The organism is Clostridium sp. Marseille-QA1073, from assembly GCF_054863625.1.
Map to the genome: position 1 here is coordinate 1 of NZ_JBSVQM010000018.1, position 20736 is coordinate 20736.

General features: G+C 27.3%; 19 protein-coding genes and 1 riboswitch. Of the genes, 11 read left to right on the forward strand and 8 right to left on the reverse strand.

Features of this window, described 5'->3' with window-relative positions; translation table 11 throughout:
• A partial coding sequence (locus ACY1IQ_RS14945) for a metallophosphoesterase (RefSeq protein WP_461614707.1) occupies positions 1–796 on the reverse strand: 796 nt, incomplete at its 3' end.
• 673 nt (positions 797–1469) lie between these two features.
• Positions 1470–1642: riboswitch (cobalamin riboswitch) on the forward strand.
• Between the two features lie 147 nt (positions 1643–1789).
• Here ACY1IQ_RS14945 and hemA point away from each other — a divergent pair.
• The 8 genes from hemA to ACY1IQ_RS14985 all read left to right on the forward strand — a co-directional run bounded on the left by hemA (position 1790) and on the right by ACY1IQ_RS14985 (position 10606).
• Entirely contained in the window at positions 1790–3010 is a 1221-nt protein-coding gene (gene hemA, locus ACY1IQ_RS14950; protein ID WP_461614708.1) for a glutamyl-tRNA reductase, read from the forward strand.
• 15 nt (positions 3011–3025) lie between these two features.
• The gene (hemL, locus tag ACY1IQ_RS14955) at positions 3026–4315 is read left to right on the forward strand and encodes a glutamate-1-semialdehyde 2,1-aminomutase (protein ID WP_461614709.1); all 1290 of its coding nucleotides are present in this window, start codon (positions 3026–3028) and stop codon (positions 4313–4315) included.
• A gap of 189 nt (positions 4316–4504) precedes the next feature.
• On the forward strand, positions 4505–5221 hold the full coding sequence (locus ACY1IQ_RS14960) for an energy-coupling factor ABC transporter permease (protein ID WP_461614710.1): 717 nt from the start codon (positions 4505–4507) through the stop codon (positions 5219–5221).
• Complete coding sequence (locus tag ACY1IQ_RS14965) at positions 5222–5497, forward strand: energy-coupling factor ABC transporter substrate-binding protein (RefSeq protein WP_461614711.1); 276 nt, start codon at positions 5222–5224, stop codon at positions 5495–5497.
• Positions 5482–6219 carry a CbiQ family ECF transporter T component gene (locus ACY1IQ_RS14970; RefSeq protein WP_461614712.1) on the forward strand — a complete coding sequence of 246 codons (738 nt, stop codon included), beginning with the start codon at positions 5482–5484 and terminating at the stop codon, positions 6217–6219. Before ACY1IQ_RS14965 ends, ACY1IQ_RS14970 begins: the two co-directional genes overlap by 16 nt.
• 483 nt (positions 6220–6702) lie before the next feature.
• Positions 6703–8124: a Na+/H+ antiporter NhaC gene (nhaC, locus tag ACY1IQ_RS14975; RefSeq protein WP_461614713.1), complete on the forward strand. Its 1422-nt coding sequence runs from the start codon at positions 6703–6705 to the stop codon at positions 8122–8124.
• Positions 8125–8534: 410 nt separating this feature from the next.
• On the forward strand, positions 8535–9956 hold the full coding sequence (gene nhaC / locus ACY1IQ_RS14980) for a Na+/H+ antiporter NhaC (protein ID WP_461614714.1): 1422 nt from the start codon (positions 8535–8537) through the stop codon (positions 9954–9956).
• 206 nt (positions 9957–10162) lie between these two features.
• A complete protein-coding gene (locus tag ACY1IQ_RS14985) occupies positions 10163–10606 on the forward strand; it encodes a DUF2383 domain-containing protein (protein WP_461614715.1) in 444 nt (147 codons plus the stop codon).
• Positions 10607–10653: 47 nt separating this feature from the next.
• Here the strand turns inward: ACY1IQ_RS14985 and ACY1IQ_RS14990 are convergent, their stop codons facing one another.
• The 4 genes from ACY1IQ_RS14990 to ACY1IQ_RS15005 form a co-directional block, all read right to left on the reverse strand.
• Positions 10654–12030, reverse strand: a complete 1377-nt coding sequence (locus tag ACY1IQ_RS14990) for a sensor histidine kinase (RefSeq protein WP_461614716.1) — start codon at positions 12028–12030, stop codon at positions 10654–10656.
• On the reverse strand, positions 11999–12697 hold the full coding sequence (locus tag ACY1IQ_RS14995) for a response regulator transcription factor (protein ID WP_461614717.1): 699 nt from the start codon (positions 12695–12697) through the stop codon (positions 11999–12001). The genes ACY1IQ_RS14990 and ACY1IQ_RS14995 overlap by 32 nt, the downstream gene beginning before the upstream one ends.
• A 12-nt stretch (positions 12698–12709) precedes the next feature.
• Positions 12710–13504: a hypothetical protein gene (locus ACY1IQ_RS15000; protein WP_461614718.1), complete on the reverse strand. Its 795-nt coding sequence runs from the start codon at positions 13502–13504 to the stop codon at positions 12710–12712.
• Positions 13505–13607: 103 nt separating this feature from the next.
• The gene (locus ACY1IQ_RS15005; RefSeq protein WP_461614719.1) at positions 13608–14060 is read right to left on the reverse strand and encodes a hypothetical protein; all 453 of its coding nucleotides are present in this window, start codon (positions 14058–14060) and stop codon (positions 13608–13610) included.
• Positions 14061–14639: 579 nt separating this feature from the next.
• On the opposite strand from ACY1IQ_RS15005, the gene ACY1IQ_RS15010 reads away from it, so the two are divergent.
• Together ACY1IQ_RS15010 and ACY1IQ_RS15015 are read left to right on the forward strand one after the other, a co-directional pair.
• Positions 14640–15098: a CBS domain-containing protein gene (locus tag ACY1IQ_RS15010; protein WP_461614720.1), complete on the forward strand. Its 459-nt coding sequence runs from the start codon at positions 14640–14642 to the stop codon at positions 15096–15098.
• A 148-nt stretch (positions 15099–15246) separates the two neighbouring features.
• Positions 15247–16140: a DMT family transporter gene (locus ACY1IQ_RS15015; protein ID WP_461614721.1), complete on the forward strand. Its 894-nt coding sequence runs from the start codon at positions 15247–15249 to the stop codon at positions 16138–16140.
• A gap of 122 nt (positions 16141–16262) precedes the next feature.
• Here the strand turns inward: ACY1IQ_RS15015 and ACY1IQ_RS15020 are convergent, their stop codons facing one another.
• The 3 genes from ACY1IQ_RS15020 to ACY1IQ_RS15030 all read right to left on the reverse strand — a co-directional run bounded on the left by ACY1IQ_RS15020 (position 16263) and on the right by ACY1IQ_RS15030 (position 19335).
• Positions 16263–16574 carry a hypothetical protein gene (locus ACY1IQ_RS15020; protein ID WP_461614722.1) on the reverse strand — a complete coding sequence of 104 codons (312 nt, stop codon included), beginning with the start codon at positions 16572–16574 and terminating at the stop codon, positions 16263–16265.
• A 482-nt stretch (positions 16575–17056) separates the two neighbouring features.
• Positions 17057–18199, reverse strand: a complete 1143-nt coding sequence (thiI, locus tag ACY1IQ_RS15025) for a tRNA uracil 4-sulfurtransferase ThiI (protein ID WP_461614723.1) — start codon at positions 18197–18199, stop codon at positions 17057–17059.
• Positions 18196–19335: a cysteine desulfurase family protein gene (locus tag ACY1IQ_RS15030; RefSeq protein ID WP_461614724.1), complete on the reverse strand. Its 1140-nt coding sequence runs from the start codon at positions 19333–19335 to the stop codon at positions 18196–18198. Before ACY1IQ_RS15030 ends, thiI begins: the two co-directional genes overlap by 4 nt.
• A 598-nt stretch (positions 19336–19933) precedes the next feature.
• On the opposite strand from ACY1IQ_RS15030, the gene ACY1IQ_RS15035 reads away from it, so the two are divergent.
• Positions 19934–20563 carry a YdcF family protein gene (locus ACY1IQ_RS15035; protein ID WP_461614725.1) on the forward strand — a complete coding sequence of 210 codons (630 nt, stop codon included), beginning with the start codon at positions 19934–19936 and terminating at the stop codon, positions 20561–20563.
• Positions 20564–20736 lie beyond the last annotated feature (173 nt).

Here is a 20736-nt window from a genome sequence, read left to right on the forward strand (position 1 = left end):
CTGGTCTATTAAATATGCGTTGAGGAAATAAACTATTACCTAACCCTCTATTTACTATCATATAAGAATCCTTTTCTTTATAAAGTCCTTTAGTATATTTAGGCAATATTCCTTGCATTGGAGCAAATAATCCGCCTACTATCGGGAGTCTAATTTGTCCTCCATGAGCATGACCAGTTAAAGTTAAATCTATATTTAAACTACTGTATATATTAAATTTTTCTGGTCTATGACTTAAAAGCAGTTTAAAATTCTTATCTTCTTTTATTAAATGCATAAGATAATTTTCTACAATATTGGCTTCATTATCTTGTCCATAACTACTTAACGGATCTTCTATTCCTATAATTTCTATACTTTGATTATTTATCTTTATTAGCTCCTTATTATTTCTTAAAACCTTTACTCCTAAAGCTTCTAATTTATTTTGTAAATAATCTACATTACCGTATCTCCATTCGTGGTTTCCAGTTACATAATAAACTGGTGAAATCTTAACTAATTCTTTCATTAATTCTAAGCTAGGTATTTCATCATATCTTCTACTATCTATTAAATCACCTGTAAATGCTATAATATCCGGCTTCTCTTTTTTAATTTTATTTATAATATATTTTTGATTTTCACCAAAGCTCTTACAATGCAAATCAGATAAATGTATTATTTTAATTTTATTATTATTTTCCATTTTACTATGTTCAATTTCTATATAACTTTTAACAATCGAATTATTTTCCAAGTATAAGAAAATTAACATAAGTAAAGTAACTACCACTATCTTTTTTAAAGTTTTCATAATTATTTTCTCCTTAAAATTCTTTTATTAAAATTTATTCAACTATATATGAAAAATCCCTCTAAAATTACTCTATAGATAAACTACCTTAAAATTTAATGTATATCTCTATGACATTTTAATTCACAATTCACAATGCAAAATGCACAATTAAGGTGGAAATTATTTTTGATTAAAATAATTTCTTTAATGGATTTTTTAACTAGCAATACAATTGCTAGTGTTTTATTGTAGATGTGAACGGTGTTCGTCAGTTCTTTTTAATACGTCTTATAGTTTAATATTTATTCAATAATATATGGCGAACACTGTTCGTCGCTACAGTTAATCAATTCTAAATTTCTCAGTTACCACTGAGAAATATCCGAAATTGTGAATTGTGAACTGTGAATTTTGAATTTAGTAGTTTTAATTCCAATACCAATAAGTGTTAATTATTCTCAGAGATAGATTAAAATTAGGAGTAGTACATCTATAAAATATGCTAATTGAGAAAATAATAGTTTTACTAAATCTTTAAAGAAATTGGCTTAATCGCAAATTAAAAACTTTATTAGAAAAGTTATCTATAGCTTTATATACACCAATAATTTAAAGATAAAATTAAATAATTAGACTTTTTTAAAAATAAATTCTTTAAAATCTAATGTATTTATGATATACTAGACTCAACGAAATATGTTAAGTTTATGGTACTATTATTAGTATAATAGGGAAAGTGGTGAAAATCCACTACAGCCCCCGCTACTGTAACGAAGACGAATCTCGACCACTGAGCTTATGCTTGGGAAGGTGAGAGGAGATTGATGCGTAAGTCAGGAGACCTGCCATAAACAACTTGCTGTGCCTTCGGTGGGAAGGAAAGTGGCGTTGATACTTAAGTAACCTATTAGGATTTAGTATGTAAGCTCACTTATTGTGAGTTTTTTTATTTGCGTAATATTTGTGTAAATATACTAGGTAAAGGTACATAAGCTAGGAGATGATTAATGGATGATTCAACTAATAGGGCTAAATAGAGAAGTTGATATAGAAACAAGAAGTTGCTTTAGCATTGCTAGCAATGTATTAGAAGAAAGCTTATTAAAATTAAGAGGAATTTGCGATGAAGTAGTTATACTTTCTACCTGTAATAGAACAGAAGTTTATTTTACCTCTGAAAATGTAGATGAAAACATTATAAATAATATTTTTACAATATTAAATTGGGATATAGATAATAAAAAATATATATTCCACTCAACAAGTGAAGCTGCTATAAAACACTTAATGGAGTTATGTTGTGGCTTTCATTCTAAAATTCTAGGTGAAGATCAAATATTAGGTCAAGTTAAAGATGCTTATTTTGCTGCTGTTAAAGCAAATAGTTTAAAGGGCATTTTAGAAAGGCTTTTTACTAATGCTATAGCTTGCGGTAAGGAATTTAAAACTGCTACAACTCTATATAAAATTCCTGTTTCTGCATCTTCAATTGCTGTGAAAGAAGCTATAAAGAGAAATAAAAGAAATTATATGATTATAGGCTTTGGGGTAATGGGAAAACTTTGCTATAAAACATTAATAGGAAATGATAATAATTTCGATAATATATACATTGTAGGAAGAAATGTAGAAAAGATTAAAAAAGATGAATTATTAACCTATAATGATAAAGTAAAAATAATTTCTATGGAATGTAGAAATCAGTATTATGATTTAGTTGATACCATAATAAGCTGTACTTCATCACCTAAGGCTATTATAACCAAAGATGAAATTCCAAGTGATAAAGAATTATTAATATTTGATTTGGCAGTTCCTAAGGATGTTGAAAAAAATGTAGAACTACTTAAAAATGTCACAGTATATGATATAGATAAAGTTCATATAATTGATGAGGAAAATAAAAAATTAAGAAAAGTTATAATGGATAATCACCAATATATAATTGAAAAGTATATAGAAGAATATAATGAATGGAGAACTCTTAGGAGCTTATCTCCTCATATCATTAATATGATAAATAAAGGTAATTCCATTTATAAAAACAGGTTTAAAACCTATACTCAAAAAAAATACACAAAAGATAATGATAAATTAGTTGAAACTTTAATTAAAAGTACTAGTAATGCTTATGTAAATAGAGCTATTGAAGTTTTAAAAGAGGAAACTTTAAAAGGTAATGGAGATGAAACATTAAAATTAATACAAAAAATCTTTTGTGATATAAATTAAATAAGGAGGAAGAAAATGAATTCAGAAAGAAGTTTTAAAATTTTTGAAGAATCAAAAAAATACATACCAGGTGGAGTTAATAGTCCTGTTAGAGCTTTAAAAGATATGGGTATAACACCTCCTGTGATAAAAAAAGGTGATGGTGTATACATATTCGATGAAGATGGAAACAAGTATATTGATTTCATTGGTGCTTGGGGTCCTATGATACTAGGCCATAATGACACTGATGTTATTGATGCAATAAAAGAAACTTGTGAAGAATCTATAGCCTTTGGCGCACCAACAAACTTAGAATTACAACTTGCAAAACATCTATGTGAAACTTTAGATAATATAGATTTAATAAGAATGGTTAACTCTGGTACAGAAGCTACTATGAGTGCAGTAAAACTAGCAAGAGGATACACTAATAAAAATAAAATTATAAAATTTGCTGGATGTTATCATGGACATTTTGATGGATTTTTAGTAAGTGCTGGTTCAGGAGTAATGACAGAAGGTATTCCTGGTAGCGCTGGTGTACCTCAAGAAAGTATAAAAAATACATTAATAGCTTCTTACAACGATATTGACAGCATAAAAATTATCTTTGAAAAATACGGTGATGATATAGCTGGTGTTATTATAGAACCTATCGCTGGTAATATGGGTGTAATAAAAGCTACTAAAGAATTTATGAAAGAATTGGAGTCACTATGTAGAAAATATGGTGCTTTATTAATATTTGATGAAGTAATGTGTGGCTTTAGGGTTGCTTATAAAGGAGCTCAAAGTCTTTATGATGTAACTCCTGATATAGTTACCTACGCTAAAATAATGGGTGGTGGGCTTCCTTGTGGCGCCTATGGTGGCAAAAGAGAAATAATGGAAAAACTTTCACCTATGGGACCTGTTTATCAAGCAGGAACTATGTCTGGAAATCCTATAGTTATGGCTGCAGGACTTGCAACTGTTCAAAAACTACATTCTCATCCAGAATACTATGAACATCTTGAAAAGTTAGGTAAAAAACTTCAGGATGGAATGATTAAAATAGCTAGTGAAAAAAATATTCCTATAACTATAAATAGATGTGGAGCTATGATGACTATATTCTTTACAAATTTAAAAGAAGTAAAGAACTATGAAGATGCTAAAACTTGCGATACAAAATTATTTTCAAAATTTTATATGCATATGCTCAAAAATGGTATCTATATTGCCCCATCTCAGTTTGAGGCATTATTCTTATCAGTAGCTCATACTGAAGAAAACATAGACAAATTCTTAGATGTTTTCAAAAACTTTGATTCCAATCAATAGTCTGATCAACTATTGATTTATATAGATTTTTAAAGGCCTTTAATCTATTTTATTACAATTTGTAGCAATGCTTTAAAACTTATTAATTTTATAATTATATACTAAAGTAATTATATTTATCTTTTACTAAGATTAAATTTTAACTAATATCTTTAAAGCATTGCTATTATAAAAGATGGAGGGTTTAATATGAAAAAAAGAAATATTTTATTGTTAGGTTTAATACTTTCAATAGTTATGCCTTATAGCGCTTTTGCAATGCATATTGCAGAAGGATTCCTAAGTCCATTTTGGTGTATAGTTTACTTTGCTTTATCCGCACCATTCTTCTTCTTAGGAGTTAGAGCAATTAATAAAAGAACATATAATAATAAAGATTTAAAGATGCTTCTAGCACTTACCGCTGCCTTTTGCTTTGTTTTATCTGCATTAAAACTACCTTCTGTATCTGGAAGTAGTTCACATGCTACTGGTACTGCCCTTGGAGCAATTTTATTTGGACCTTTTGCAATGACAGTAATAGCATCTCTAGTACTACTGTTTCAAGCTCTATTATTAGCTCATGGTGGTTTAACAACATTAGGTGCAAATGTATTTTCTATGGGTATTATTGGGCCAATAGTTGCATTCTTAACATATAAATTATTAAAAAATAAAAATAAAAAAATAGCTATTTTTTTAGCAGCAGTTTTAGGTGACTTATCTACTTATGTTATTACTTCAGTACAGATGGGACTTGCTCACTCTGGAGGAAATTTTATAAATGCTTTCACAAAATTCATTTCAATATTTGCAATAACTCAATTACCATTAGCTATAATTGAAGGTATTATTACTGTATTAATATTTGAATTTATTGAGAAACATTCTAAGAATGAACTACTAGCTTTGGAGGAGATGGTATAAATGAAAAGAAAAAATATTGTACTTGTATTGATTTGTATTTTTCTTGTAATCGCTCCCCTTGCCTACTATGGTTCTACTAGTGAGTTTGTAGGCGGAGATGATCAAATGGAAGAAGTAATTTCAGAAATAAATAAAGATTATGAACCTTGGTTTAGTAGTATTTGGGAACCACCTTCTTCTGAAATAGAAAGTTTACTGTTCTCTCTTCAAGCAGCAATAGGTGCAGGATTTGTAGGCTTCTATATAGGTAAAAAGACTTCGTGCTCAAAACGATAATAGCTTATTCTAAAATAAGTAGTCAAATACATAGGCATCCTTTAGAAAAGTTATGCCTATGTATTTTTCCCATTATTATCTTAGGGTTTTCCAATACAATAATACCAATTATATTAAACATAATAATCTTTATTCTTCTTCATATAAAGGTCAATAATCCAATAAATATGGTTTCAAAATTTTCTTTTGGTGCCTTTATATTTGCTTTATTATCATCAATTACTTTTATATTTACTTACGATTTAAGTTATATTTTATTAATATTATTAAAAAGTTTTTCTGGTGGACTTTGCATTGCATATCTCTCTTTAACTACACCATTAGACCATATTTTATATCTATTCTCCAAAAGTAAGAGTCTTAGAGAAGTTTGTGATATAGCTAAAAATATGGAAAGATACATATTATTGATCGATGATGAAGCAAGATTACTATACAATGCTATAAAATCTAGAAGTGGTTTTACAACCTTTAAATTAAAAGTTATAAATACAGGGAAAATGCTAGGTTTATTATTCTTTAATACCATGAAAAGATGGGATGAAATAAAAGAAGGCTTAAACTCTAGATGCTATAGAGGAAATCACTATTATAGTAGTTTTGATTTTACTATAACTGTTAAAAATTATGGATATATTTTTATTTATAATATTATTTTAATAATATTTATTCTAATCTTAAAATTATTACAACTAAGGTTAAGTATACTTTTTATTCCCTAAATTAAGAATAGCTTTATAATATATTGCTGAAATTTAATAAATAAAACTAAAATTTAACAAAACAATTATTAACATTTTTTTTTGTGTAAAAACCTTTGAATATTTCAAAGGTTTTTTTAATAATATTTTATGATATTTTGTTATTTGTTTAACATTTTTTCTAGTAATATTGGTTTTTTATAATTGCAATTTTTTTTATTTTATTATTCAATACTTTTTATAATAAAAATATTAAATTTTAATATAAGAATTCAAAAAATCATCTATAAATATAATATCAATTTGAATTTTTTGCACTATAAAGCTACTTATTAAATAATTATACCGTATAATATGAATTTTTATGTATATTACTTATTTTTTTGCATTAAATGATTGTAATAAATTATTAATAGTTAATTTTTTAATTATTCTTAAATTTAATTGAAAACTTGCTATTTATAAGGTAAAATATTAACAACATATTGAAAGAGGAGGATTAACATGAGTAATGAAATAAGAAAACCTAAACTTTTTGAAGCATTATTACCAATTATTTTTTTAGCAGTATGCCTCTCTGTTGGAATAATATTATATGAATCAAGTGCTCATATACCTTTAATTATCGGTTCAATAATTGCGTCTTTCATTGCACTTAGATTAGGATTTAAATGGAAAGACTTAGAAGAAGCATTTATAAATTCTATTCAAATGTCCATGCAGGCAATAATTATTTTGATGATAATTGGAATTATTATTGGTTCTTGGATTCTTAGTGGAACAGTTCCTACTATGATATATTACGGACTTAAGATCATTTCTCCTAGTATATTTTTAGTTGCCTCCTGTATTATGTGCTCAATAGTTTCTCTAGCTACAGGTAGTTCTTGGACTACTGCTGGAACTGTTGGTATTGCACTACTAGGAATTGGTCAAGGTCTTGGTATTCCAACTCCTATGATTGCTGGTGCTATTATATCTGGCGCATACTTTGGAGATAAAATGTCACCTCTTTCTGATACTACAAATTTGGCACCTGCTATGGCTGGTTCTGAACTATTTGAGCATATAAAACACATGATTTATACTACGGCGCCAAGTATGATTATAGCTTTAGTAATCTATGGAATATTAGGACTAAGATATTCTGGTAAAGAATTAGATATAACTCAAATTAACACTATATTAAGTGGTCTTCAAACAAATTTCAATATAACTCCATGGCTTTTAATTCCTCCAATAGTTGTTATAGTTTTAGTTGTTAAAAAAATCCCTGCTATTCCTGGATTAATTGCTGGTGCAATATTAGGTGGATTGTTTGCAATGCTATTCCAAAGTTCTTCTTTTGGCGATGCTATAAATGTTATGAATTCAGGATATATTGGAAATAGTGGTGTTGAAATGGTTGATGAACTTTTAAATCGAGGCGGGCTTCAAAGTATGATGCCCACTGTATCCTTAATTATGTGTGCTATGATTTTTGGTGGAATTATGGAAAAGTCAGGTTGCCTCGGATTACTTGCTGAAAGTTTATTAAAATTAGCAGTAAACACCGGTTCTTTAATACTAGTAACTATAGTATCTTGTATATTTACTAACATTATTGCTGGAGATCAATATTTAGCAATAGTTATTCCAGGTAGAATGTATAAGGATGAATATGCAAAACGAGGCCTTGCTGCCAAAAATCTTTCAAGAACTCTTGAAGATGCTGGTACTATGACCTCTTGCTTTGTTCCTTGGAATACCTGTGGAGCATTTATGAGCAGTACTTTAGGTGTACACCCATTTGCTTATATGTCTTATGCTTTTCTTAACTTAATAAATCCAATCGTTGCTATTATCTATGGATACACAGGTATAACTATTGAAAAAATTAAGCCTGAAAATGCAAACCCTGAAAAAAGATCTTCTTTAAATATATAAATACAATTTGAAAATTAAAATACATTATAATAAAATCTATTCTAAAAAATCTTATACCCAATCTCCTTTAAATATTTATATAATTACTAAAATCTAAAGAACTCTATGTTAATCATAGGGTTCATGATTATCATGTCATTTTTACATTTAGAATAACTTCTTTTATTTTTAAATCTTTTTCTTATAAAATATATAATTTTTTTTAAAAATTTCCCCATAAAGTTCACTTTTTATATTTATCTTTTAAATATTTTTTCTAAAATCCAACTTTTTAATATAACTACTGAAAAAATTTTATATATTTAGGTAACAAATTATTAATAGTTATTTTTAATTACTCTTAATCTTTGTTGAAAACTTTTTGTATATAATGTAATATATTAACAATATATTGAAATAGGAGGATTAACATGAGTAATGAAATAAGAAAGCCAAAACTCTTAGAAGCATTACTGCCCATTATTATTCTAGCAATCTGCCTATGTGTTGGTATTATATTTTATGAAGCAAGTGCCCATATCCCTTTAGTTATAGGCTCAATAATTGCTTCCTTAGTTGCACTTAGGTTAGGATTTAAATGGCAAGATTTAGAGAAGGGATTTATAAGCTCTATTCAAATGTCTATGCAGGCAATAATTATTTTAATGATAATAGGAATTATTATTGGTTCTTGGATACTTAGCGGCACAGTGCCCACTATGATATATTATGGTCTTAAAATTATATCTCCAGGTATATTTTTATTAGCAACTTGTATAATGTGTTCAATCGTTTCACTTGCTACTGGTAGTTCTTGGACCACTGTTGGAACTGTAGGTATTGCAATACTAGGAATTGGTCAAGGTCTTGGTTTTTCAACTCCTTTAGTTGCTGGTGCTGTTATATCTGGCGCCTACTTTGGTGATAAGATGTCCCCTCTTTCTGATACTACCAACTTAGCTCCTGCTATGGCTGGTTCTGAACTATTTGATCACATAAAGCATATGATTTATACTACAGGCCCAAGTATGATTATAGCTTTAGTACTCTATGGAATACTAGGATTAAAATATGCTGGTAAAGAATTAGATGTTACTCAAATAAATACTATTTTAGATGGCTTGCAAAGAAGTTTTAATATAACTCCATTACTTTTAATTCCTCCAGTAGTTGTTATAGTTTTAGTTGTTAAAAAAATTCCTGCTATTCCTGGATTAATTGCTGGTGCAATATTAGGTGGATTATTCGCAATATTATTTCAAAGTTCTTCTTTTGGGGATATTATAAATGTTATGAATTTAGGATATGTTGGAAATAGCGGCGTTGAAATGGTTGATGAGCTTTTAAATCGAGGCGGACTTCAAAGTATGATGTCTACCGTCTCCTTAATCATGTGTGCTATGACTTTTGGTGGAATTATGGAGAAATCAGGTTGTTTAGGATTATTAGCTGAAAGCTTATTAAAATTGGCAGTAAACACTGGTTCATTAATATTAGTAACTGTAGTATCTTGTATATTTACAAATCTTATCTCTGGAGATCAATATTTATCAATAGGTATTCCAGGTAGAATGTATAAAGATGAATATGCTAAAAGAGGTCTTGCTCCTAAAAACCTTTCAAGAACTCTTGAAGATGCTGGTACTATGACCTCTTGCTTAATACCTTGGAGCAACTGTGGAGCATTTATGAGTTCCACTTTAGGTGTCCCTACTCTCTCTTATCTCCCCTTTGCTTTTCTTAACTTAATAAATCCGTTAGTTGCTATCTTCTATGGATATACAGGTATAACTATTGAAAAAATTAAATCTGAAGATGTAAAATCTGAAAAAAGCTCTTCTTTAAACATGTAAAATTATAGCAATTATTTTTAGAAAATTTATAATTTCTATTATTAAAAAGCTCTATGATAATCATAGAGCTTTTCGCCATATTACACCTTTTTATTATATAAAAAACGTTAAAATTTAGAATATCTTTATTTTAATTGATATAAATTACATATATTATAACTTTTAAATACATAATAATCATAGTATATGTAAAAGGAGTGTTTTCTTTGAATAAAGAGTGTATTAACGAATTGAATAAATTCCTTCAAGGTATTTATATGGGCATTGATACCTTTGAACAATATATTCAGAAATGTAATGATTATAATATAAAAAATCGACTGCAAGAAATACAAAAGGATTATAGATTACACGCGCTTAAAGTATCGGAAAGAATTCAAGACTTAGGTGGTGTTCCTGTTAATAGTTCAGGATTTGTTGGTAAAACTATAGATTTTTATTCCCAAATAACAAATAATATCACCCTTAATTCTTCTCAAGATATTATTGAAGAAGCTCATAATGCATCAAATACAGGTTACATAATGGGAAGTAGACTAATTCAAGAAAGTAAATCAATAGATCATAACAGTTATATACTTTTAAATTCCATATTAAAAGATTATCAAAGGCACATGAATTCTTTAAGCAAACATGCTAGTATACATTAAATAAAGCAATAAAGCACTTGCTACAAAATAGCTAATGCTTTATTGCTTTATTTATTTTCAATTGGTAACACCACTGTTATAGTTGTTCCTTTTGAAATTTCACTACTAGCATATATTTTGCCACTATGATTTTCAATAATTAATTTTGCAATAGCAAGCCCTAGACCACTTCCACCTTTTTCTCTATGTCTAGCTTTATCTACCATGTAAAACCTATCAAATATTTTAGATAAATCCTCTTTAGGTATACCAATACCTGTGTCTCTTATAACGATTTTTGCAAAATTATTTTCTCTTATTAAATTAATTACTATTTCTCCATCTTCTTTAGTGAATTTAATACTATTGTCCACAAAAATTCTTAAAGCTTGCTTAATCATCTTATAATCAGCATCTATAATTATTTCATCATTTATTTTACTATATATATTATGTTTATCAGAAATAAATTTACTTTCTTTTATTACCTCATCAATTAATTCATTTAAATAAAATTTTTCTTTATTAATCTTTTGCGTATTACTATCATTTCTTGCTAAAAACAATAATTTTTCTAATAATACGGTCATATTTTCTGTTTCTTTTTTAATAGCTTCAATTGATTCCTCTAAAATTTCTTTATCATCTTTTCCCCATCGGTCTAATAAATTTACATATCCTTTTATAACTGCAATAGGTGTTCTAAGTTCATGAGAAGCATCAGATACAAATTGATTTTGTTTTTCAAAAGATCCTTGAAGTCTATCAATCATACTATTAAAAGTTGATGCTAGCCTGGATAATTCATCTTCTTTAGGAGCAACTTCTATTCTTTCTTTTAAGTTATTAATACTTATGCTTTGTGCTGCCTTAGTTATTTTATCAATAGGCTCTAACATACCTTTACTAACCACACTTCCAAGGGCTATTGAAATTATAATTCCTCCAAAACAAGCTGTTATCATAAAAGCTTTTAATACTTCCAAGAAGATTTTTTCGTATTCTATATCCTTAACAACTTGAATATATACAGTGTTATTATTAGTTTTCACTTTATTGTTTACATATATATACTTTCGCTCTTTCTCATATCTATAATCAGTCTTATCAGCAGTATTATTAGAGTCTGTATTTAAAGGAATATCATACTTAAAGTTATCTGCAGTTGCGATTACATTTCCTTTATCATCTAATATACGACAATAATACTTTTCCTTAGAAGGTGCACCATCAAAAATATTTGAGTAATTGTACACACCTCTAGGACTGATAATTCTTTGTTCTATAATTCTAGATACATAATTTAATTCTGCACTAACCTGATGTTCTGTATAAAAAGTTATTCCTAAATATATAGCACTATTTAATGCAATTAATACACTAAGAAGTAATATTGTATAAAGTATAGTTAATTTAGTCGATATTTTTGTGTTTTTTAATAACATATCCTACTCCTCTAACGGTATGAATTAACTTCACATCAAAATCTTCATCAATTTTGCTTCTTAAATATCTAATATATACATCAACTACATTAGTATCTCCCATATAATTGTATCCCCAAACAACTTCCAATAATTGTTCTCTATTCAATACAACGTCTACATTCTTCATTAAATATTCTAGAAGATCATATTCTCTTTTAGTCAATTCGATTAGTCGATCTTCTCGCTTAACTTCATGAGTACTTAAATTCATAACTAAGTCATTAACCATAATCTCATTTTTATTTTCATTATTCTTACTACTATTTTTTCTCTTTATAGCTCTAATTCTAGCCAATAACTCCTCAATTGCAAAAGGCTTTGTCATGTAGTCATCAGCTCCAATGTCTAACCCTGTTACTTTATCTATAACACTATCTTTAGCTGTAAGCATTATAATTGGTATATCACTAAAAGTTCTTACTCGTCTACAAACCTCCATGCCATTCAAACTTGGAAGCATTACATCTAATATAACTAAGTTATATTCATTATTTTTTATTTTTTCTAAACCTTCTCTACCATCATAAACAGTTTCAACTTCATAACCTTCATGCATCAATTCTAATTGAACAAATCTAGCAATTTGTTTTTCATCCTCAACGATCAATATTTTATATTCCTTCATAACTTCTCCCTCCTAGGTTAAATGTTTTTTTCTATTTAAAAATGTATTTTTATTTTCTTTATATAACTGAATTACAAAAATTAATATTATAAAGAAAGATATAACTAGTACTATACCTAAAACACAAAATATAGCTGCTATAATCCATATTATCATTCCAAAATTCATATCACCAGTAAATGTTATTATTGCAATCTTTCTATTGTTGACTTCATCATTAATCTCATGCAATAAATATAATTGCTTAAAATTTTTTGTTTCTATATTACCTTTATCTTCTGAGCTTTTCAAGAATTGCTGAAATTCTTCTTCATAAAAATCTCCCCCTAGAAAAAGCATATCTTCTATGTAAGATTTCACATAAATTATTTCAGGGTTATTGCTACTATATAAAAATCCTCTATGAAGATAATCATTGTATTGGTCTTCTTCATAATTAGCATTTAAGCTTTTATCTAATATAAACTTTCCATCCTTGGACAAATTAGAATTGCTATAGCTATATGTAATATTGTTTTCATTATCTAAAATAAAAATATCTTTTATCGAGCTAAAGCTTTCTCCAAGTTTTCTAACATGTAATTTTAACCGTTCATTTGACTCATTTTTTTTAATATCTCTGTGTATAGCTTTATAATTATAAAAAGTTTTTACTCTATTTCTATTAAACCAAGGTATAATTGCACCAAAAAACATCACAGTTACTAAAAACAATATAGTAAAAGCTTTTAAATTATTCTTAAGATCATTAAAGGCTTTTGTATGAAACAAATACTTATTAAATGTATCTTTTACTATTCGTATCACTTAGTACTCCTCCTACAACTCTTTTATTAATTATATATTTTCCCCATTAAAAATGCATTAAAACCTAATTAAATATAAATAAAGCATCTATATTATAGATGCTTTATTTATATTTTTTATTTCTTAATAAAATTTTACTAATTGCTACACATGCCACAGCAGTAGCAATTACCTTTGTAGCTACTTCTTTTTTATTTATTTTTTCTACTGGCTCCAAATTATTTATAATTATTGCATCCTTTGAAGTACTTTGTGGATAAAGATATGCTCCTATCATACAAATATGTTGAAATCTTATTTCAGAAAAATTATCAATAAGACTACTTAGAGATTTTAAAAAATACTCCTTATCCCATTCACTAATAGGTTTTAATTCTTCGTTATTATGTTCATCCATTAAGCCATCAATAAATTCCTCAGCGTATTTTTTAGCTCTTAATATTTCTCCTACATTTCCTGGATCTTTTCTTATATACTCAATTAACGCTGTCCTTACAGCTTCAACTTCTCCTAAAGATATGGCTTCTATTAAAGATGCCTCTGCTATAAATTCCATTATTAAAAACCTCCTAATAAAATTTAATCTTAAGGCATCTGAAAGAAAATAATAGACCAAAGATGTTAGCATATTTTAGACATATGAAATAAAATATCTAGTTAAAGATGGGGCATATATTTTGCATCAGACAAGAAGACAGGTTTTCATGATAGTTTAACTATCATGGAGTTCTGACGACGCAGTATGATACAAAATAGATGAGCATACTAACTAGTTATTTTTTTGAATATGCCTCATATCAGACAAGACGTCAGGTTCTGCTCATAGTGACGCTATGAGCTGGTTATGGCAATGCAGTATGATATAAAATAGGCTAACCATACTGATCTATTATTTTTTTGAAGATGCCTAATGTTATTATAATCTAATATTCGTCTAGTAATATATATTTTAAATATAACTTATATCTACTATTTATGAAAGTCTTATAAAACTAATTATAATGCCTTAGTATAAATTAGTAAATACTTCTAATTTAAATCATTTTGTAACCATATTGACATATAGAATGATATAATAGTATATATAAGAACAAATTAAAAATAAGTAATATAAGATTAATTGGAGGATGATCCTATGAATGTTGCTTTTTTTCTTACTCCAAAAAGTGAGGTAATACATGAAAAGGTAAATTCAACAATGAGAAGAGCTATGGAACGTATGGAATACCATAGATATACGGCTATCCCTTTAGTAGACGAAAAAGGCAGATATGTTGGTACATTAACAGAAGGAGATATTTTATGGAAATTTAAAAATGATCCTGATATAACTTTAAAAGATACTGAAAAGGTGTTAATTAAAGATATACCAAGAAATGTTCGAAATAAAGCAGTGTCAATAAATTCTGACATAGAGAGTCTAATACTAGTTGCTAAGTCTCAAAATTTTGTACCTGTTGTAGATGATTCTAATATCTTTATTGGTATAATTAAGAGAAGCGATATAATATCCTATTGTTATAATAGAATATTTAATGAAGATAAATTTAAAAACCTTCCTACCTATGAAATTTTAGATGAAATAGCTAATTAATTACCTTAAAATTTAAAATATTTTGCTAAGTTTCCAAAGGAATTTATTAAAAAGTCTAGAATATATAATGTATAACGTCATAATCTAAAAATTTATGTATTAGATTATGGCGTTTTTTACTGTGAAATATTAAAAAGGAAGTGATTTGATGAAAGCTTTGAAGAACAAAAGTTTATTAGCAGATTTAGCTCTTTTATTAGTAGCAATCATATGGGGTGGAGGCTTTATCGCCGTAAAAGATTCTGTAAATTTAATACCACCCTTTTACCAAATGACTATAAGATTTTTTCTCTCAACTCTTATAATGGCAATAATTTTTAATAAAAATTTAAGAAAAGCAACTAAAGCAGATTTTAAAATGGGAACTATAATAGGAATTTTTTTATTTTTAGGATTTGCACTTCAAACTGTAGGAATTGTTTATACTACCGCTAGTAAAAGTGCTTTTTTAACTGCAACTTACGTAGTACTTGTTCCTTTTTTAAATTGGGCTATATTTAAATTAAAGCCAGATAAATTTTCAGTTATTGGCGCAATTTTATGTTTAATTGGTATTTCCTTTTTAACTCTTCAAGGAGGTTTAAATTTTAATGGTGGTGACATACTTACAATATTATGTGGTATAGGTTTTGCTGGACAAATTATTACCATTGGTCTATACACTAAAAAAACAGATCCTATAATATTAACTATTATTCAATTTGGTGTAGCTGCAATATTATCTTTTATTATGGCAATTTTCTTTGAACCTGTACCTCAGTTCGAAACAAAATTAATAATACCTATAGCATATATGGTTATATTCAGTACTACACTTTGTTTTATAATTCAAAATATAGCTCAAAAATATACAAGTTCTACTCATGCTGCTATAATACTCTCTTTAGAATGTTTATTTGGATCATTATTTTCAGTATTGATATTTGGAGATAAATTTACTTTCTCTATGATTGTTGGCTGTATATTTATATTTATAGCAATAATCACTACTGAAACTAAATTAAGTTTTATATTTAAGAATGCTAATTCAGAGAATCTTTAGCTGATAAAGAACTATAAGTAGCATCAGGTAAAAACATAGAATAGAAAAGCGTGACTAAAAGTCACGCTTTTTAAGCTAAAATGTTAAATAACTTATAAAAACAACTATTAATCTTTAAGTTATTATTTATTTTTCTTTTTTATCTTTATAAATTTTATATGCCTCTTTAAAATTTTTCTTAAATCTTTTACAAAATATAAAACAAAAAGTATTATAAAATCTACAGCTACTAATGAAACCATTAAATTTCTTAATTCATTATTTTGTCTTACAGCAGGAACTAAGCCTATAATTACACAAATTGGTATGCCTATAACTATTATATATTTTATATCCTTATTTTCTTTATACTTATAAATACAATATCTTATCCATATTAAGCAAGCAAAAGTGCCACAAATTAGCGGCAAATAATCCTTCATAAATCTTTTCATTCCTTTCCCCAAAGTACCTATAGTTTATTTTATATAGAAATCTTATATTTCTCAAGACTTTTGTAAATGGTAAAATTAATATATGAATGTAATATAAAGCTTAAAATATACTTTTGAATTATCTCCACAGTATTAACTTTCACCTCTTGCATCTATAAAAATACTATAGAATTCAGGTAAAATTAAAACAGCTACACCAATTTAATATGTAACTGTTTTTTAATTAGACCTCTAGGATGCAGTATGGTAACAAACAATATTTAATACATTAGCTGATATTTCAATTACATTAATTATCTTCATTAATATTGATTGAAGCTTTTAGGTATTGTTCCGAAGTATACTGCACCTCAGGGGCTTCACTACTGTTCCCCAGAGGTGAAAAATTGACGAACACTGTTCGCTGCTACAAAATTTATTAAAAACTTCTCTTATAAAAGAGAAGTATCAATAATTGTCCATTGTCAATAGTCAATTCTATATTAACTATATACTTCCATACCTTCTATAGCTTTTTCTACTAATTCATCTATGTTAAGTATAGATTCAGATTTTATAATTTCATCTAATCTAGGTTTAGTTTTAGGATGCTTAGGTACGAAAATTGTACAACAATCTTCATAAGGTAGTATTGATGTTTCATAGGTATCTATGTCTCTTGCAATATCCATAATATCTATTTTATCCATAGCAATTAATGGTCTAAATACTGGTCTATCTGAGCAATTATCACTTACTACCAAAGCCTCCATAGTTTGTGAAGCTACCTGACCAACACTTTCTCCAGTGGTTACAGAATTAATATTATATTTCTCTGCTAATTTACACGCAAGTCTCATCATAAATCTTCTCATTATTATGGTTAATTCATCTTCTCTGCATTTTTCAATAATTTCTAATTGAATATCAGTAAAAGGAACCACATATAGATTTAATTTACCTGTATAATTTTTTAATATGTTTGCTAAAGTCTTTACCTTATCTTTAGCTCTTTCACTTGTATAAGGATGGCTATGATAATAAACAGCATGAAGTTCTACACCTCTACGTGCCATTAAATATCCTGCTACAGGAGAATCTATCCCTCCAGATAACATAAGCATAGTACTTCCATTAATTCCATAAGGAAGTCCACCTACTGCTTTAATCTTTTTAGAGATAATATAAGCATTTTTTCTTATTTCTATATTTAATAAAAATTCAGGTTTCTTTACATCAACAGTAATTCCATCTAAATTTTCTAATATGTAAGCTCCTACTTCTCTACTAACTTCCATAGAGTTTAGTGTAAATTCTTTATTAGCTCTATTAGTGTCAACTTTAAAAGTTCTGCCTTTAGCATTTTTCATAACCTCTAATGCTACCTTAGATATTGATTCCATATTAGCAGTAGTTTCTTCCACTATACAAACTTCCATAACACCAAAAACTTTTTTAACTCTTTCTATAATTTCTTCTAAATCTTCAGAGTATATGAACCATCTACCAGTATCGTCAACAAATTCATAATTTAAGTCTTCAATTACATGTTTAATATTATCCTTTAATCTTCTTTCAAATTTTCCTCTATTTAATCCTTTTAAAAAAATCTCTGAAGCATATTTAACTAATAATAGTTTTCTCACCTTTTCATCCTCCTTAAAATCTTTAAACTGCTTTTTAAAGCTTCAATAACATAATCTACTTCATCCTTAGTATTATACTCACAGAAACTAAACCTTATAGTTCCCTGTTGCTCTTTTAGCGATAATCCAAAAGCATTTAATACTTGAGAAGTCTTTACAGCTTTCGAAGAACAAGCTGATCCTGTTGAAACATATATATTTTTTTCTTCCAGAGCATGTAATAATACCTCACCTCTTATAGATGGAAAAGAAACGGATAGTATATGGGGTAAAAAGTTATCTTCTATTTTACTATTAACTTTGATTTCTTCTATTTCCTTTAATCTTTCAATAAAATATTTTTTAACTTCTAATACCTTTTCATAATTTTCTCGTAAATTTTCATGCATTATTTTACTTGCCATTGCGAAACCAGCTATAGCTGGTAAGTTTTCCGTTCCTGATCTGAAGTTTCTCTCTTGTCCTCCACCAGAAATTAATGGATTTGCCACTAATCCCTTTTTAATATAAGCAAAACCTATTCCTCTAGGTCCATGTAATTTATGTCCACTAGTGCTTAGTAAGTCAATTTTACATTTTTCCACATCTATAGGTATTTTTCCGTAACTTTGTACTGCATCTACGTGAAATTTTACTCTAGTTGACTTTTCTTTTATAGCATTTCCTATTTTTTCAATATCTTGAATTATTCCAACTTCATTATTAACATGCATTATGCTTACAAGTACTGTATCTTTAGTTATATTCTCTAATAATTCATCTATATTTATTTGGCCATTTTCCTTTAAAGATATATAACTTACCTTTATACCTTCTTTTTCTAGAGCCTTAAAAGTATTTAATACACTAGGATGTTCAATATTCGATGTAATTATATGAGTTCCTACCTTAGAAAATCCTTTTATTAAAAAATTATTACTTTCGCTTCCCCCAGAAGTAAATATTATTTCTTCACTATGAGCTTTAATTGTAGTAGCAATAAACTCTCTGCATTTTCTAAGCTTTTGCTCCGCTTTAAACCCTAAGCTATGAGCAGAAGATGGATTGGCAAAATACTCTCTCATAGTGTTACTTACTTCTTCAATTACTTCCTCGTAAGGTTCTGTAGTTGCACTGTTATCAAAATAAACTTCCATATTATTCACCTCTTAAAACTAATAATACTAATGATTGCTCTATGTATTATAGTATTATTAGTTATATAAATAATTATATTAAATTTATAAATTTTTTATTTTTAGCATGATTTGGCTTTTCTGGAGAACACTGTTCTCCACTACAATTAGTCAATTTTAAATTTCTCAGCTTCCGCTAAGAAATACCCACAATTGTGAATTTTGCATTGCAAATTGTGAATTCAATAGTTTTAAAAGCAACAATTATTTTCACCTATATTAATCTTAGAACTAGTATATCCATATAAGTGCTCAGCTTTATTTTTTATAATAAAAGGGTAATTAGAGAGCTGCACAGAAATATATATTGTGAATTATTTAATCAATTTTTATAAGAGTATAAAACATACCTTTAGATATTAAAATCAACATTATTTAGATAATACCACATATTTTTAAAATTAAGGAGGTTAATTATGATTAAATTAAATCATAGCAATATTTCAAAATTTCTATTACTATTAGGTTCCTTTGCTTATTATACTTTATTGGTATTAAGGCTATATTTTATAATACAAGTTTTTCAACCTTTTGGGCTATTATTGGAGCTATATTAATTTTGATAGGATTAAACATAAATAAAATACTTGATTTTTTTTCTTCCTTACCAAAATTAATAAGACATATAATTCTTATACTACTAGTTTTATTAACGATTATTTATATTTTACTTCAATCATTAATAATATTTAATGGATTTTACAAAGATACTACAAAGCCTGATTATGCAATTGTATTAGGTGCAGGACTTATAGGTGATAAAATTTCAGCTTCCCTTTATTATAGACTTATGGCAGCAGTTGAATTTCATAACCTCTATCCTGATGTAAAAATCGTAGTAAGCGGTGGACAAGGTCCAGATGAATTAATTAGTGAAGCCTCAGCAATGAAAAACTTTCTTATAGAAAAAGGAGTTAAAGAAGATAATATAATAATGGAAGATAAGTCCACAACTACCTATGAGAACTTTCTCTATACCAAAGATAAGCTACATAGTTTAGATAATAGAGAGATGCTATCAGTAACAGTGATTACTAATAATTTTCATATGTTTAGAGCAAAAGCACTTTCAGAACAATTAGGCTTTAAAACTTATGGCTATCCTGGTAAAACTCATAAATTTCTTGCAATAAACTTCTTTGTTAGAGAAGTTCCTGCAGTTATTAAAAGTTACTTATTTGATAAATAATATAAAATTTTAAGTTCATTGTTAAAATCTATATTCAGATCATTTTAATTAACAGCCATGAAATTGATAATAAATATTCTAGTAAATTTTCAATAAAAGTATGTAAATTTTTGAATTAAATAATTAAAATAGAACATTAAAAATTTATATGTATATCCACTTATATAAAGCAA